Source organism: Pedobacter sp. UC225_61, assembly GCF_044452285.1.
In the GTDB taxonomy this organism is placed as follows: Bacteria; Bacteroidota; Bacteroidia; order Sphingobacteriales; family Sphingobacteriaceae; genus Pedobacter.
Map to the genome: position 1 here is coordinate 1,395,233 of NZ_JBIOAL010000001.1, position 15,052 is coordinate 1,410,284.

Consider the following 15,052-nt stretch of genomic DNA (forward strand, 5'->3'; position numbering starts at 1 on the left):
TTAGATATGACATTAAATTGTACGGATACAAAAATTGCAGTCATTGGACTTGGTTATGTTGGTTTACCCTTAGCAGTTGCTTTTGCAAAAAAATATAATGTAATAGGTTTTGATATCAATCAGAACAGGATAGATGCGCTAAGAAAAGGATTAGATCATACTTTAGAAATTGAAGAGGAAGAATTAAAAGCTGTTACCTTATCAAATCCTAATGGCACAGGGTTATATACAACTAATTTGATTGATGATTTAAAAGATTGCTCTGTATATATCATCACAGTTCCTACTCCAACAGATAAACACAATAGACCAGATTTAACTCCTTTGTACAAAGCAAGTGAAACTGTAGGGAAAGTATTAAAACCAGGTGATGTAGTAGTTTATGAATCGACCGTTTATCCTGGTGTTACTGAAGATGAATGTGTGCCGGTTTTAGAAAAAATATCTGGTTTAAGCTACAATGTCGATTTTTATGCAGGCTATTCTCCAGAACGGATTAATCCGGGAGACAAAGAACATACCGTTACTAAAATTTTAAAAGTAACTTCTGGTAGTACACCAGAAATAGCTGAGTTTGTAGATCAATTGTATTGTTCGGTCATTACGGCGGGTACACATAAGGCTAGTAGTATAAAAGTTGCCGAAGCAGCAAAAGTAATTGAAAACTCACAACGTGATATTAACATTGCTTTTGTAAATGAGTTGAGCAAAATATTTAATCGAATGGGGATAGATACCCATGAAGTACTAGAAGCAGCGGGTACAAAGTGGAATTTCTTGAAATTTAAACCAGGTTTGGTTGGTGGGCATTGCATTGGCGTTGATCCCTATTATTTAGCACAAAAAGCACAAGAATTAGGCTATCATCCAGAGATTATTTTAGCAGGTAGAAGGCTTAACGATGATATGGGGGCGTATGTAGCGCAAGAAGTGATTAAGCTCATGATTAGAAAAGATATTGCAGTTAAAAACGCAAATATTTTAGTGTTAGGCTTCACCTTTAAAGAGAACTGTCCAGATGTAAGGAATACTAAGGTAATTGATATCATTAAAGAATTGGATACCTATAATACGAATGTTATGGTATATGATCCATGGGCAAAACCAGCTGAAGTTTTACATGAATACGGAATAAGCACAGCTAATAGTTTTGAAGATGTTAAATCAACAAAATACGACGCCATCATATTAACAGTAAGTCATGATGAGTTTAAAGTCCTTAATTTGAATGAATTAAAGGCTACAAATGCTGTGGTTTATGATGTTAAAGGTTTTCTGAATAAAGAAGTTGTAGATTCAAGATTATAAAAATGTACGAATTAAAATACCATAGTGAAGAGTTGACAGATAAATCTTTTTTAGTGACCGGTGGAGCTGGCTTTATCGGATCTAATTTAGTGGAATATCTGCTTAAATATGGCGCTAAAAAAGTAAGAGTTTTAGATAATCTATCCAATGGTTATTATGAAAATATAGAGCCTTACATCGGCTTAGAAAATTTTGAATTTATTAAAGGTGACATCAGAGATTTAGAAACATGTAAAGCTGCACTCATAGATATAGACTATGTTAGTCATCAAGCGGCTTTGGGTTCTGTACCACGATCTATCGCAGATCCTATTACCTCTAATGAAGTTAATATTTCTGGCTTTTTAAATATGCTTACTGCAGTTAAGGATGCTCAACATGTAAAAAAGATGGTATATGCAGCATCTTCGTCTACCTATGGTGATAGCCCTATGTTGCCAAAAGTAGAAGGTAACGAAGGTAATCCATTATCTCCTTATGCCGTTACTAAGTTAGTAAATGAGCTGTATGCCGATGTTTTTAGCAAAGTATATGGCTTAAATACAATAGGCTTACGGTATTTTAATGTATTTGGCCCAAGGCAAAATGCCAATAATCCGTATGCTGCGGTTATCCCTATATTTTGTAAAGCCTTTATAGAAGGTGTACAACCTTTAATAAATGGAGATGGTATCACAAGCCGTGACTTTACTTTTGTAGAGAATGCTGTGCAAGCAAATATAAAAGCAATGCTTGTTCATGATTTAGGAAAGCACGAAGTATTTAACATGGCCTGCGGAGACCAGATTAGTTTAAATGAGATGGTTAACCTATTAAAAGAAATTAGTGGGAAAGACATTCAAGCAAATTATGGCCCTGAAAGAAAAGGAGACGTGAAACATTCTAAAGCAAGTATTGATAAAATAACTAAAACATTGGACTATTCGCCTAAAGTAAAATTTAAGGAAGGTTTAGATTTAGTGTATGCCTATTATACAAGCAATAACAGTTAAATTTATTAGAAATTATCTCACAGTGATTTTTGGAGATTAAATTTAATTTAAAACATGAACAATCAGCCTTATCTAATCAATTTACCCAAAATATTGGATGAACGAGGGAATTTATCCTTTTTTGAGCATGATGGACAATTGCCATTTAAAATTGCACGTACCTATTGGATTTATGATGTACCTGGAGGAGAAGTAAGAGGCGGGCATGCGTTTAAAGAACAACAAGAGTTTATTGTGGCCCTATCTGGTGCTTTTGATGTGGTATTGCACGATGGAGAAAAAGAGATTAAATTTAATTTGAACCGGTCTTATTACGGTTTATATGTGCCTAATAGAATTTGGCGTAGCCTAGAAAACTTTTCTACTAATTCTTTAGCGTTAATCGTTTCTGATAAGCAATATTCAGAAGATGATTATATACGTGATTTTGATAATTTTAAAAAATAGGTGATGGCGAATGTTTTTAATTGTTCGGTATTGGAATTACCCAAAATTCATAATAGAGCTGGAAATATCACTGTTTTAGATCACGCAGACTCTATTATTCCATTCGAGATAAAGCGTATTTATTATTTATTCGATGTGCCTGGTGGTGAGAGTAGAGGTGGGCATGCACATAAGAATTTACATCAAATTATTATTGCTGCTAGTGGAAGTTTTGATGTTATACTAGATGATGGGAAAATTAAAAGATCAATTGTATTAAATAGACCTAATTATGGGTTATATGTTCCTCCTGGAATATGGAGAGACTTAGAAAATTTCTCATCTGGATCAGTATTGCTAGTAATGGCCTCTGAAAATTATGATGAGAATGACTATATAAGAGATTACGAAGACTATAAAATATTTAAATCAAGGTAAAAGGGTATAAAAGTTTATTATTCTATTAACTAGTAAAGTTTAATTATATCTCATTTATGTAATGATCTATTATAATCAATTTAATATAAGTCCAGAAAGGTTTCGTATTCCACAATACAATATAAGCCCATTTTCAACTGAATACGTAAAAAAGAATCATTTAATTGTTACTGAGAATGTAGAGGTCAACACTCGTATTTTAAATACATTTTTTGGAGATGAGCATTATTTTTTTGATAGTGGAAAAGCTGCCTTATTAACTGCGTTAAAACAATATGATTTGAAGCAAGATGATGAGGTTTATATTGTTACGACTAGTGGAAACAAATATGTCAGTAGTTGTGTGACAGATCAAATAAAAAAGATTTGTAACTGGAACAGAATTGTAAGTGTTAAAACAAAACTAGTATTAGTAATTCATGAGTTCGGAATGATTTATGATAAAATGAAAGAGATACTAGAATTAGGATTGCCTATTATAGAAGATATGGCAATGAGTATGCTTTCAAATGATTCATATAATAAGGTTGGTAAATACGGTGATTATACTGTTTTTAGCTTGCCGAAGTTTTTTCCAATCCAATTCGGAGGTGTACTTAAAGTTAATAAGCAAGGGTTTGTATCACCTTATGATACTAATGAAAGGATTCAACAGGACTTAAAAAAATTAAGTTCATATTATCTTGAAAACATCCAAGATATAAAAGATAGGAGAGAGAAGAATTATTCTTCTTTCAAGAAAGAATTAGCGGCCATTGGAGTTGAGGAAAGATTTCAGTTGAAGGAAAATGAAGTTCCTACTGTATTTATGTTTAAAGTACCAACAATAGTTGATAAAGATGGCTTAAAAATATTTCTACAAGAAAATGGGGTTGAAGCAAGTGTGTTTTATGGAGAAGAAACTTTTTTCATTCCCGTTAACCAAACCCAAGATGAGATAGACATCAAATTCATAGTTTCACTTATTAAATACTTTATTTATGCAGATAAGTAATATTCAGCTTGGCAAAGAGGTAGTAGTAGATACTACATCCTCAATTAATAATGTGATATTGGGTGATAGAGTTAAGGTTGCAAAGTACTGCAGCATATATGGTTCTCCAAATTGCATTCTTGAGATTGGTGAAGGATCATATGTTGGAATGTTCACCATAATTAATGGATATGCAGCTAAAATTACAATCGGAAAAAAGGTATCCATTGCTCAAAATGTAAATATTATGGCAGATTCTGGACCCAATGCAAGTGAGCAAATGCAAGCGAAATTTCCGTTAATTACTGGACCAGTAAAAATAGGAGATCATTCATGGATTGGTGCAAATGCGATAATTATGCCCGGTGTAGAATTGGGAGAATTTTGTGTGGTTGCTGCAAACTCTTTTGTCAATAGAAGTTTTCCCGCAAATTGTGTTATTGGTGGTAGTCCAGCAAAAGTTATCAAAAAATTAATCAAATAGTATGTTTCAAGTAGAAAGATATCAAAATGTAAATAAGACTGAATGGGATAACTTTATTAAAAGTTCTAAAAATGGACTTTTTCTATTTTATAGAGATTATATGGATTATCACAGTGAGCGTTTTGTAGATCATTCATTAATTATATATAAAAAAGGAAAAATAGCCGCATTATTTCCTGCAAACGAAGTAGGCTCAGAAATTCAATCTCATGGTGGATTAACATTCGGCGGGTTAATTATGAATTTGGATGTTAAGGCAGACGAGGTTCTTCAGATTTTTGAAAAATTTCTAGCATACTATAAATCAATTCGGTTTACCACGATTATCTATAAAGCAATTCCTCAAATATTTCATTCTTATTTAGCTCAGGAGGATTTATATGCTCTTTTTCGTTCTAATGCGTTACTGTTTAGAAGAGACATTTCTTCTGTCGTGGCATTAGATTCTCCTATTAAATTTTCTGAAAGTAAAAAACAATCGGTTACAAAATGTAAGAATAAAGACCTTGTCATCAATGAGTCGAATAGTTTTCAGGAGTATTGGCAGTTGTTAACAAGAGTTTTAGAAAAATTTAACGTAAAACCTGTACATAGCCTACAAGAGATAGAATTATTGAAAACTCGTTTTCCTAGCCAAATAAGATTATTTGAGGCAAGATTAGATGGAGAACTATTAGCTGGGATAGTTATATATGAATTCGATAAAGTAGTTCATACCCAATATATGGCTAACTCTGAGTTAGGTCGAAACATGGGGGCGCTGGATTTTATAAATCACGAGCTAATTAATAATAAATATACTGATAGAAATTACTTCAGTTTTGGTATTTCAACTACTAACAATGGACAAGTTCTAAATACGGGCTTAATCCAGCAAAAAGAAATGATGGGAGCAAGAGCTGTTACCATAGATTTTTATAGAATTAATTTATAATAAGCTCTAGAACAAATATTAATATTATTACAATGAAAATACCTTTTGTTTCTTTTTCAGAAGTTAATCAAAAAATAAAGCCAGAAATTCTTACTGCTTTTGAATCCTTCTTTGATTCGGGTTGGTACATATTAGGAGATAGAGTTAAAAACTTTGAAAAGGAATATGCTACCTTTAATCAAGTTAGTTGCTGTGTAGGTATAAGTAATGGGCTTGATGCCTTGCATATTGCTTTAAAAGTATTGGATATTGGTGCTGGAGACGAGGTGATCATACCATCAAATACTTACATTGCTACTGCATTAGCTGTTTCTTATGTAGGTGCAACACCAATATTCGTTGAGCCAAACTTGGATACCTATAATATTGATCCTAGTAAAATTGAAGCTGCTATCACTTCAAAGACAAGAGCCATAATGCCAGTACATTTGTGTGGCCAGGCTTGTGAAATGGAGGCGATTATGGAAATAGCTGAAAAGCATAACCTAAAAGTAATTGAAGACAATGCACAAGCACAGGGAGCAACCTATAAAGGCAAATTAACAGGTAGTTGGGGGGATATAAATGGAACTAGTTTTTACCCTGGAAAAAATTTAGGTGCCCTAGGAGATGCTGGTGCTGTAACAACTAATAACGAAGAATTAGCTGAAAAAGCTGCTATTTTAAGGAATTATGGATCAGAAAAGAAATACCATAATGAAGTAATAGGCCATAATATGCGTTTGGATGAATGCCAAGCTGCATTTTTAAGTGTTAAGCTAAAATCTTTAAAGGAATGGACTTTACAACGTCAAGAAATTGCAGATTGGTATTTTGAAGTGTTAAAGGATATAGTGCATATAATTTTGCCTACTACAGCAAAAGATGCAACACATGTGTATCATACATTTGTGATAAGAACAGAGAACAGAGACAAATTACAAGCATATTTAACTAACAATGGGATTGGTACTTTAATTCATTACCCAATACCACCTCATTTACAAAAAGCGTATCAAAACTTAGGATATAAAAAAGGTGATTTTCCAATAGCCGAAAAAATAGCAGATACTTGTTTAAGCTTACCAATGTGGCCAGGCATGACACAAGAAATGGTTATTGAAATTGGAACTTTGATCCAAGATTTTCAACGATAATGTCTGAAGAAAAAAATTCTTATAAACAGATATTTAAAGCCACTTCTATTTTTGGAGGAGTACAGGTATTTAATATACTTATTGCCATAGTAAGAAGTAAATTTGTTGCTATTTTATTAGGCCCTACTGGAATGGGGATTGTTGGTATACTAATGTCTAATACTGCTTTTATTACCAGTTTAACTAGTTTTGGGTTAAGTACTTCTGCTGTAAAAAATATAGCCGCTGCACATTCTTCTGGGGATGATGAAAAATTAGGTAAAGTAGTAGCTACTTTCCAGAAGTTGGTATGGGCTACCGGTTTATTAGGGTTTGTTGTAACACTCATATTGGCTCCGTGGTTAAGTAAATTAGCTTTTGGGAATAGTAACTATACCATTGCCTTTATGCTTATTTCCGTAACGTTATTTTTTGGACAACTAAGTGCTGGTCAAACAGTTATTTTACGAGGCATGCGGAAAATCCAGTACATGGCTAAATCTAGCATGTTTGGAGCGCTAATTGGCTTATTTACTTCTATCCCTTTATATTACTTTTTTGGAGAAAAAGGAATAGTACCTGCAATTATTATTACTTCTATAACTGCCCTATTACTGACCTGGTATTTTTCGAATAAAATACACATACCAAAATATAAACCAGACAAGGAGTTAATTCTTACTGAGGGTAAAGAGATGTTAAAAATGGGCTTTTTAATCAGCCTGAGTGGTTTGGTGTCAACTGGAACCACTTTTTTAGAGCGTATCTTTATCAACAATTATGGGAGCGTTGGTGATGTTGGGTTATATGTAGCTGGTTTCTCTTTAATTGGTACGTATGTAGGTATGGTGTTTACAGCAATGAGTACAGATTATTATCCAAGGTTGGTTGCTGTAGCAAATGATAACGATAAATGTGCAAAAGAAGTAAATCAACAAGCAGAAATTGCTCTATTAATATTGGCGCCAATTTTAGTGTTCTTCTTGATTTTTGTTAAGTGGGCAATCGTTCTTTTATACTCACATGAGTTTGTATTAGTTACAAGTATGGTGCAATGGGCGGCTTTGGGTATATTTTTTAAAGCAGCTAGCTGGGCTATGAGCATCATATTTTTAGCTAAAAGTGAAAGTAAAGCTTATTTTTGGAATGAAGTTACCGCAAATATTTACCTTTTAGTGCTTAACATTACTGGCTATTATTTTTGGGGCTTAACTGGCTTGGGTGTTTCATTTCTGGTAGCTTATTTTTTATATTTTGCCCAAGTATTCTTAAGTGTTAATAGGCTCTATTCATTTAAATTCTCTAAAGCTTTTATTAAGATCTTTTTAATACAGTTTACATTGGCTATTTTATGTTTTATTATTGTTAACCAATTATCTGGAATTATTACTTATTTAATTGGTTCGATTATTATAGCAATCTCCGTGATCTTGTCATGGAGAGAAATGAATAAGCGTATTCATCTTAACGCTACACTTAAAAATTTATATCTAAAACGAGTAAAGAAATTATGATTGAGAATAATAAAAAAATTTCTTTCTGTTTATTTACTTACAATCAGGAGGAATATATTCAAGAAGCTTTTGAAAGTGTATTGAAGCAGCACTATAGTCCACTGGAAATAATTATTTCAGATGATTGTTCTACTGATTCTACCTGTGCTATTATTGAGGATATTATAGCAAATTATAAAGGCCCTAACAAAATCATTTTTAATAGAAATGAAAAGAATATGGGTGTGAGTGCGCATTTTTCGAAGGTTTGTGAGCTAGCAACTGGCGATTATTTTATTCTGTTGGCTTGTGATGATGTTTCCAAAGAAAATCACATCCAAACTGCGGTATCCTACATAGAAAAGTACCCAGATGTATTAATGGTTGATTTTAATGGTCGTATCATTAATGGCAAAGGAGAAGATAAAGGAGTTTATCAAGATTTAAAATTTAAGGAGAAGAAATATACATTGAATGACTATCTGAATCTAGAACCTATTTCTACATTTGCACCTGGCCGTATCATGAGCAAGGAATTGATGTCTAACTTTGGTCCTATTTCTAAAAATTGCCCTACAGAAGATTCTGTATTGGTATTGCGTACGTTAATGCTAGGTAGTTTGCTTAGAGTAAATGAGGATTTAATCTTGTATAGAAGGCATGATAACAATGTGTCGAGTGCAGGTAATTTGCGTAAAATATCTAACCTATCTATTGTAGCGCAATACTATAGAGATTTATTAAAGTTTTACGACGACAAGAAAATAGATGATAAAGGTTTTGAACGTTTGTTTAAAAGAATAGGTCTTGAATATAAATTAAGAAAGTTAAAGTTTGATGGTAAAAAGAGCAAGCTTAATACTTTATCTAAGGTGATTCGTATAAAATTCCTAAATATAGCCTACAAACGTTAATAATTAAAAATTAGAAGAGGCATACATGCAGAAGGTTTTAGTCATAAATGAAGGATACAGCCATAACTTAGGAGACCAAGCTATTTTAGAAGCAGCTACCCGGTTTTATGAGGATAAAGGCTATGCGGTTGATTTTTTATATTTATCTAAGCCAAACATTCAGGCATTACCTAAGTACAACTATAAATCTTTGTCTTTAACGAAAGTAAAAAAAAACAATCTAGTTCTTAAACTGAAAGCATCTCTTAGTTTTTTCCACTGGTTTTTAACTAATCGTAAAGTCATCCTTAATACCTTAAACGGAAATAACTATGCAATTGTAAGCATAGGGGGTGGTCAATTGATAAATACCTCGGGAACGAATTTTCCAAGTGCTTTTGCTATTGCTTTGTTTTGGTTTACCCATTTAATAAAAAAACAGGCTAAACAAGCCAAATTGTATTTTGTTGCCATTGGAGCAGCAACACAATTTAATAAAGTAGAACGTTACCTATATCAAAGCGCTTTAAACAAAGCTGATCATATTTGGGTTAGAGATGAGTTTTCTCAACACATACTACGTAAAATTTACACCAAGAAAGCTGATTTGATTCCTGATATTGCCTTTTATAAGAGTAAGCATACAGAAGTTCCGATAAAAACAGATGTGGCATTGGTTGGTATTGCCAGTTATGAAGAGGTGGTGTTAAAATATAATAAAGCAGTAACCAAGGATACTTACTTTGCGTCGGTTTTTTTAGAAATTGAGGGGATACAAAAAATGGGGTTAACGGTTAAGCTTTTTTATACCACTCTTTTAGATGTAACAGCCATTAACGAATATAATGAATACTTAGTAGCAGAAAATAAAACGCCACATGAAATTTGCGCTATTCAAAACTTAACTGATTTAATTGAAGAGCTAAAAAAAGCAAAATTGGTTTATTCTGGAAGAATGCATGCGTTAATTTTAGGCTTAAAATATGGATGTGAGGTAATGCCATACCTGTTGTCTCAAAAATTAAGGTCTTTTAATGAGGCTTATATTGCTATTCATAAAGATGTAAGCGAGATTAGTAAAGAAGTAGAATTAGGCTTAGCTCCAATTTTTAATTCATGATAAAAAAAGATATTACATTTTTAATACCTTCTATGAATGGTGGTGGAGCAGAGAAAGTAACCATGCTCATTGCAAATGAATTATGTGCAAGAGGGTGGGCGGTTACTTTATTAATGTCTAAACTAGAGGGCCCTTATTTAGAGAGATTAGATAAGAATATTAAAATTGAGCTACTTAAAAAACGGAATATCTCAAAAAACCTGTTAGAAATCACAGCATATCTAAGAAAGAATACCCCAAGTATATTCTATTCCTCTATGATGTATGTGAATGTTATAGCAGGTTTAGCAGCTAAATTAGCTAGATATAAGGGCAAACTCTATTTTTCTGAACATAGTCATGTATCTAATAGCATTGCAACCACTAAAGGGCTTACTTTTAAAGTCATATTTAAATTGGCTAAATTACTGTATCAGGATGCAAATGCAGTCATTTGTGTGTCGGAAGGCGTAAAAGATGATTTGATATCGATTATTAAAAAGATAAAAAGAACAATTGTTATTAATAATCCGGTTGAAGATCTTTTTATGCCAATTGAAAGAAGGAGCGATGATAAATACCGTTTAATTTCTATTGGGAGGTTAGATAGAGATAAAAACTTTAAATTATTGATTGAAGCTTTTGGGGAAGTTTTACAAGAGGTAGAAGATAGGGATACTTATGAGCTTTATATTTTAGGAGAAGGTTACGAACGTAAAAACTTAGAAGACTTAACTTCAAGTTTAAATTTGAACAAGAAAGTGTTTTTACCTGGATTTGTAAATTCTCCAAGAGAAATGCTTAACTCATCAGATTTATTTGTTTTTCCATCAGTACGAGAAGGGTTTGGCAATGTATTGGTTGAGGCTTTAAGCTGTGGTTTACCTGTAATTGCTGCAGATTGCAAAAGTGGTCCAGCGGAAATATTGTTAAATGGAGAAGTTGGTGTATTGGTGCCCATACATAATAAAGAAAAATTAAAGCTGGCCATTATTGATGAAATTAGAAATCCTAATCAAACTTCTTCAAAAAAAGCAAGAATGGAGCGGGCAAATGATTTTTCGATACACGCTATTGTCAATAGGTATGAAGAGTTATTTTTAAATAAAAAATAGTAATGTTTCTACTGAACATATTCTTTTGTGTTATATTATTTATAGCAGGTTTATATCTTAAAAAGATATACTCTGGTTATAGTAAGTACGATCATAAGATTTTAAATTGGTTGTATATTTATCATGTTGCTATAGGTATCGTATTCTATTTTTATGTGATGGCCTATGGTGGTGATGCAACAGTATATTGGGATAAAGCAATGCAGTTTAGCTTTAGTGATATCATTACTATGATTTCAAATGGAAGTGCAACGGGCTTTATATTGTTGGTAAACTATGTGCCTGCACAAGTTTTAAAATTGTCTTTTTTCTCAGGATCCTTCCTTTATATTGTTTTAGGGTATTGGGGGGTATTGTTGTTTTATAACATCATTAAAGAAATTCTGCCGCATTATACGTATATCAGTAAGTATAAACTGTTATTCATCCCAATATTTCCTGGCTTGTTATTTTTGCCCAACTTACACTTCTGGACTTCCGGATTAGGAAAAGATACCATCCTTTTCTTTTGTGTAGCCTTATTTATGCATAGTATTATAAATATGAAAAAGAGGTTTATTGGTTTAATTGCCAGTATGGCTTTTGGTTTCTTTATTAGACCTCATATTGTTTTATTTTTAATGATCTCATTTGGTATCGCAACACTATTTGATGTTAAGATGAAAACCTATCAAAAAATTCTGATTGTTGCAGTATTTGCATCCTTAGCATTTTATTTATTTAGTTACGTAATGAATTTTGTAAAGCTAGAAAGTTTGGATACTCAAACTATTGAGGCTTATTCAGCAAATAAAACGCGAGTTTTAAGTAGTTCATCTGGTTCTGGAATAGATTTAAGTAGTTATTCTTACCCAGCTAAAGTCTTTACCTTCCTTTATCGTCCCTTGTTTTTTGACATCAATGGAGTTTTAGCAGTTGTGTCTTCTTTTGAGAATTTGATCTTATTGATTTTCACTATAAAAGTTATTTTCAATAATTCGATACCTACATTTAGGGTAAGTAACCGTGTAATAAAATCTTTGTTATTTTTCTTCTTAATTGGTGCTTTAACGTTTTCTTTAATATTGGGTAATTTGGGTATTATGTTGCGGCAAAAGGTTCCTTTTATCTTTGCATTAATTGTTTTTGGGTATACTACGTTTTCTTACGAATTAAGTCTGAAAAGAATGGCGTTTCTAAAGCGCAAAAGAATTCAAGAAGGACTTAGTAAATAATTTGTTTTGGCTTAATTAAATGGAGAAGAAAAATATATATATCTTGACGTTGAGTATGGGAAGCGGTGGTGCAGAAAAGGTAATCAGTTTAATCCTCCCATTTTTAATTCAAAAATATAGGATTACACTAGTTTTATTTAGTAATAATATCCATTTTGATATTCCAAGGGATGTGAATTTGATTATTTTAAACAACGAGAAAAAACAATCTTTTTTCGCTAAAATATTCTCATTTCCAATTGCTATAAGGAAATATATGCAACTGTTAAAGAAGAACAAAGCAGCTGTTTCGCTCTCCTTTTTAACACGACCAAACCTAATAAATGGGTTTGTTAAAATTTTTAACCCGAATATAAAAGTAATTATAAGCGAAAGATGTTATCCGTCAATCGCTTATAAATCAACAAAGTCTAGGTATCTGTTCTATAAAATCCTTATTCCATTATTTTATAATAGAGCCGATCTTCTTTTTTCAAACTCTATTCATATCAATACTGATTTGATGGAGAACTTTAAAGTGTCTATCCCCTGTAAGGTGATTTATAATCCAATTCATATTTCAAATAATTCAAATCCTACTCCTGCTAATCAAATAGATAGTGGTATTTTTAAACTAATAAATGTAGGCTCTATTTATCCAATCAAAAACCAAGGTCTTATTTTAAGGGCTTTACAAAACGCAAATTTTAAGTATCAACTAGATTTTGTGGGTGATGGAGTGATGGAAAATGATATGATTGAAATGGCAGCTGAGTTTAAAATTGATCAGCATGTTAATTTTTTGGGAAGAAGAACAAACGTGAATGATTATTTAAAGCAAAGTGACTGTTTTATATTATCTTCTAATTCTGAAGGATTTCCAAATGTAGTTCTTGAAGCTATGGCTGTTGGTCTCCCTATCATATCGACCAATTGCATGTCTGGCCCATTAGAAATTTTAAATGAAAATAGTGAAGTACCAATACATACTGGTAGTTTTTTTGTAGCTAAATATGGAATATTGATTAATGTTGATGATCATTTAGGGCTTAAAGCTGCAATTGAATATTTAATTCAAAATCCAGAAATAAGACATAAGCTGAGTAAGTTGAGTTTAGAAAGGGCTCAAGAGTATAGAACTGAGATTATTATGGAGAAATTGTATGAAATTTTAGATTAGTAAAAGAATAGCTATGAAATTGAAAGATAAATTATATGATTTCGCACCTAATTTTATTCAGAATAGTATGGTTAGTGCTTTTAATTTCTTAGCCTATAAAAAGCGCTATGGAGGATTTTATAAATCCTTTCTTGCTGGTTTTAAGAAAAACAGAGGTCTTTCTAAGCGTGAATTAGAAGAAGTTCAGGCTAATCGATATAAAAGTTTTATTTTACAAGCTTTGGCTAATTCAACTTACTATAAACATCTCTATGCTTCTATAAAAGACCCTGAAAATATACACAACATTAGTAAACTACCCATCCTAGATAAGGAACAACTTCGAAATAACATAAAAGACATTTTAACAATAGAAAAGGCTAAGGGTATTATTTCTAAAACAGGTGGTACAACAGGTAAATCATTAGAAGTACTGTTTACACCTAAGGATATGCAAGAGCGTTTTGCAATGCTTGATGATTTTCGATCTCGTTTTGGATATGCTTTAGGCAAAAAAACGGCTTGGTTTTCAGGTAAAAGTCTATTAACCCCCTCAGATATTACTAAAAATAGATTTTGGAAAACCGATTATCTTTATCATGTACGTTATTATTCTACGTTCCACATTAAGGAAGAATATTTAGAATATTATATAAAAAACCTAATTGAGTTTGCTCCAGAATTTATCGTTGGTTTTCCATCTTCTATAGTAGAAATTGCGAAATATGGAGTAAAGAAGGGATACAAATTTCCAACTAATGTGGTTAAGGCGATATTTCCAACTGCCGAAACAATTACAGATGAAATGAGACTATACATTGAAAAATTCTTTGGCGCACCCATGTATGACCAATATGCCTCATCCGAAGGAGCTCCTTTTATTTTTGAATGTCAGAATGGAAACCTTCACTTAGAGCTACAGAGTGGTGTATTTGAGGTTTTAGATCATCACAATAGACCAGCAAAATCGGGCAAACTGGTGATTACTTCATTTACAACAACAGGAACACCATTGATTAGGTATGATATAGGAGATTCGATTGAACTAACAGATGATACGTGTTCGTGCGAAAATAAAAACCCTTTAGTGAAGCAAATCTTAGGTAGAATTGATGATTATTTATACTCGCCCGAAAATGGTAAAATTAATTTGGGAAATGTATCTAATACGCTGAAAGATACCAAAGGAATTATAAAGTTTCAGGCTATTCAGGATGATCTTAATGTTATCCAAGTCAAAGTGGTAATAGATAAGAATGTTTACAATTCACAAATTGAACAAACTTTCATGAAAAATTGGACTGATAGGCTAGGTCATCAAATGAAAATAGATATTAATTATGTTGATGAGATTGATAATGAAAAAAGCGGGAAATATCGTATCATCAAAAATAATGTTAAACATCTTATAAATTAAAAACCAAGATAAA

At 32.1% G+C, this 15,052-nt stretch carries 15 protein-coding genes; all 15 read left to right on the forward strand.

Annotated features, from left to right (window positions below; genetic code table 11):
- Positions 1 to 6: 6 nt before the first annotated feature.
- Positions 7 to 1,308 (forward strand): nucleotide sugar dehydrogenase, encoded by a 1,302-nt coding sequence (locus ACHMWN_RS06740; RefSeq protein WP_397298845.1) that lies wholly within the window; start codon positions 7 to 9, stop codon positions 1,306 to 1,308.
- Positions 1,309 to 1,310: 2 nt separating this feature from the next.
- Positions 1,311 to 2,300 (forward strand): SDR family oxidoreductase, encoded by a 990-nt coding sequence (locus ACHMWN_RS06745; protein ID WP_397298846.1) that lies wholly within the window; start codon positions 1,311 to 1,313, stop codon positions 2,298 to 2,300.
- 54 nt (positions 2,301 to 2,354) lie between these two features.
- Positions 2,355 to 2,747 (forward strand): sugar 3,4-ketoisomerase, encoded by a 393-nt coding sequence (locus ACHMWN_RS06750; RefSeq protein WP_397298848.1) that lies wholly within the window; start codon positions 2,355 to 2,357, stop codon positions 2,745 to 2,747.
- Between the two features lie 3 nt (positions 2,748 to 2,750).
- On the forward strand, positions 2,751 to 3,164 hold the full coding sequence (locus tag ACHMWN_RS06755) for a sugar 3,4-ketoisomerase (protein ID WP_397298850.1): 414 nt from the start codon (positions 2,751 to 2,753) through the stop codon (positions 3,162 to 3,164).
- 61 nt (positions 3,165 to 3,225) lie between these two features.
- Complete coding sequence (locus ACHMWN_RS06760; RefSeq protein WP_397298853.1) at positions 3,226 to 4,158, forward strand: DegT/DnrJ/EryC1/StrS family aminotransferase; 933 nt, start codon at positions 3,226 to 3,228, stop codon at positions 4,156 to 4,158.
- Complete coding sequence (locus ACHMWN_RS06765; protein ID WP_397298856.1) at positions 4,145 to 4,621, forward strand: acyltransferase; 477 nt, start codon at positions 4,145 to 4,147, stop codon at positions 4,619 to 4,621. The genes ACHMWN_RS06760 and ACHMWN_RS06765 overlap by 14 nt, the downstream gene beginning before the upstream one ends.
- Before the next feature lies 1 nt (position 4,622).
- Entirely contained in the window at positions 4,623 to 5,555 is a 933-nt protein-coding gene (locus ACHMWN_RS06770) for a hypothetical protein (protein ID WP_397298858.1), read from the forward strand.
- A gap of 32 nt (positions 5,556 to 5,587) precedes the next feature.
- Positions 5,588 to 6,691 (forward strand): DegT/DnrJ/EryC1/StrS family aminotransferase, encoded by a 1,104-nt coding sequence (locus ACHMWN_RS06775; RefSeq protein WP_397298860.1) that lies wholly within the window; start codon positions 5,588 to 5,590, stop codon positions 6,689 to 6,691.
- Complete coding sequence (locus ACHMWN_RS06780) at positions 6,691 to 8,184, forward strand: O-antigen translocase (protein WP_397298863.1); 1,494 nt, start codon at positions 6,691 to 6,693, stop codon at positions 8,182 to 8,184. The genes ACHMWN_RS06775 and ACHMWN_RS06780 overlap by 1 nt, the downstream gene beginning before the upstream one ends.
- Positions 8,181 to 9,077, forward strand: coding sequence for a glycosyltransferase (locus ACHMWN_RS06785; protein ID WP_397298866.1), 897 nt, complete (start codon positions 8,181 to 8,183; stop codon positions 9,075 to 9,077). Before ACHMWN_RS06780 ends, ACHMWN_RS06785 begins: the two co-directional genes overlap by 4 nt.
- A gap of 25 nt (positions 9,078 to 9,102) precedes the next feature.
- Entirely contained in the window at positions 9,103 to 10,176 is a 1,074-nt protein-coding gene (locus ACHMWN_RS06790; RefSeq protein ID WP_397298869.1) for a polysaccharide pyruvyl transferase family protein, read from the forward strand.
- Positions 10,173 to 11,270, forward strand: coding sequence for a glycosyltransferase (locus tag ACHMWN_RS06795; protein WP_397298871.1), 1,098 nt, complete (start codon positions 10,173 to 10,175; stop codon positions 11,268 to 11,270). The genes ACHMWN_RS06790 and ACHMWN_RS06795 overlap by 4 nt, the downstream gene beginning before the upstream one ends.
- Before the next feature lie 2 nt (positions 11,271 to 11,272).
- Positions 11,273 to 12,484, forward strand: a complete 1,212-nt coding sequence (locus ACHMWN_RS06800; protein ID WP_397298873.1) for a hypothetical protein — start codon at positions 11,273 to 11,275, stop codon at positions 12,482 to 12,484.
- 19 nt (positions 12,485 to 12,503) lie between these two features.
- A complete protein-coding gene (locus ACHMWN_RS06805) occupies positions 12,504 to 13,643 on the forward strand; it encodes a glycosyltransferase (RefSeq protein WP_397298875.1) in 1,140 nt (379 codons plus the stop codon).
- A 13-nt stretch (positions 13,644 to 13,656) separates the two neighbouring features.
- Positions 13,657 to 15,039: a phenylacetate--CoA ligase family protein gene (locus tag ACHMWN_RS06810; protein WP_397298878.1), complete on the forward strand. Its 1,383-nt coding sequence runs from the start codon at positions 13,657 to 13,659 to the stop codon at positions 15,037 to 15,039.
- Positions 15,040 to 15,052 lie beyond the last annotated feature (13 nt).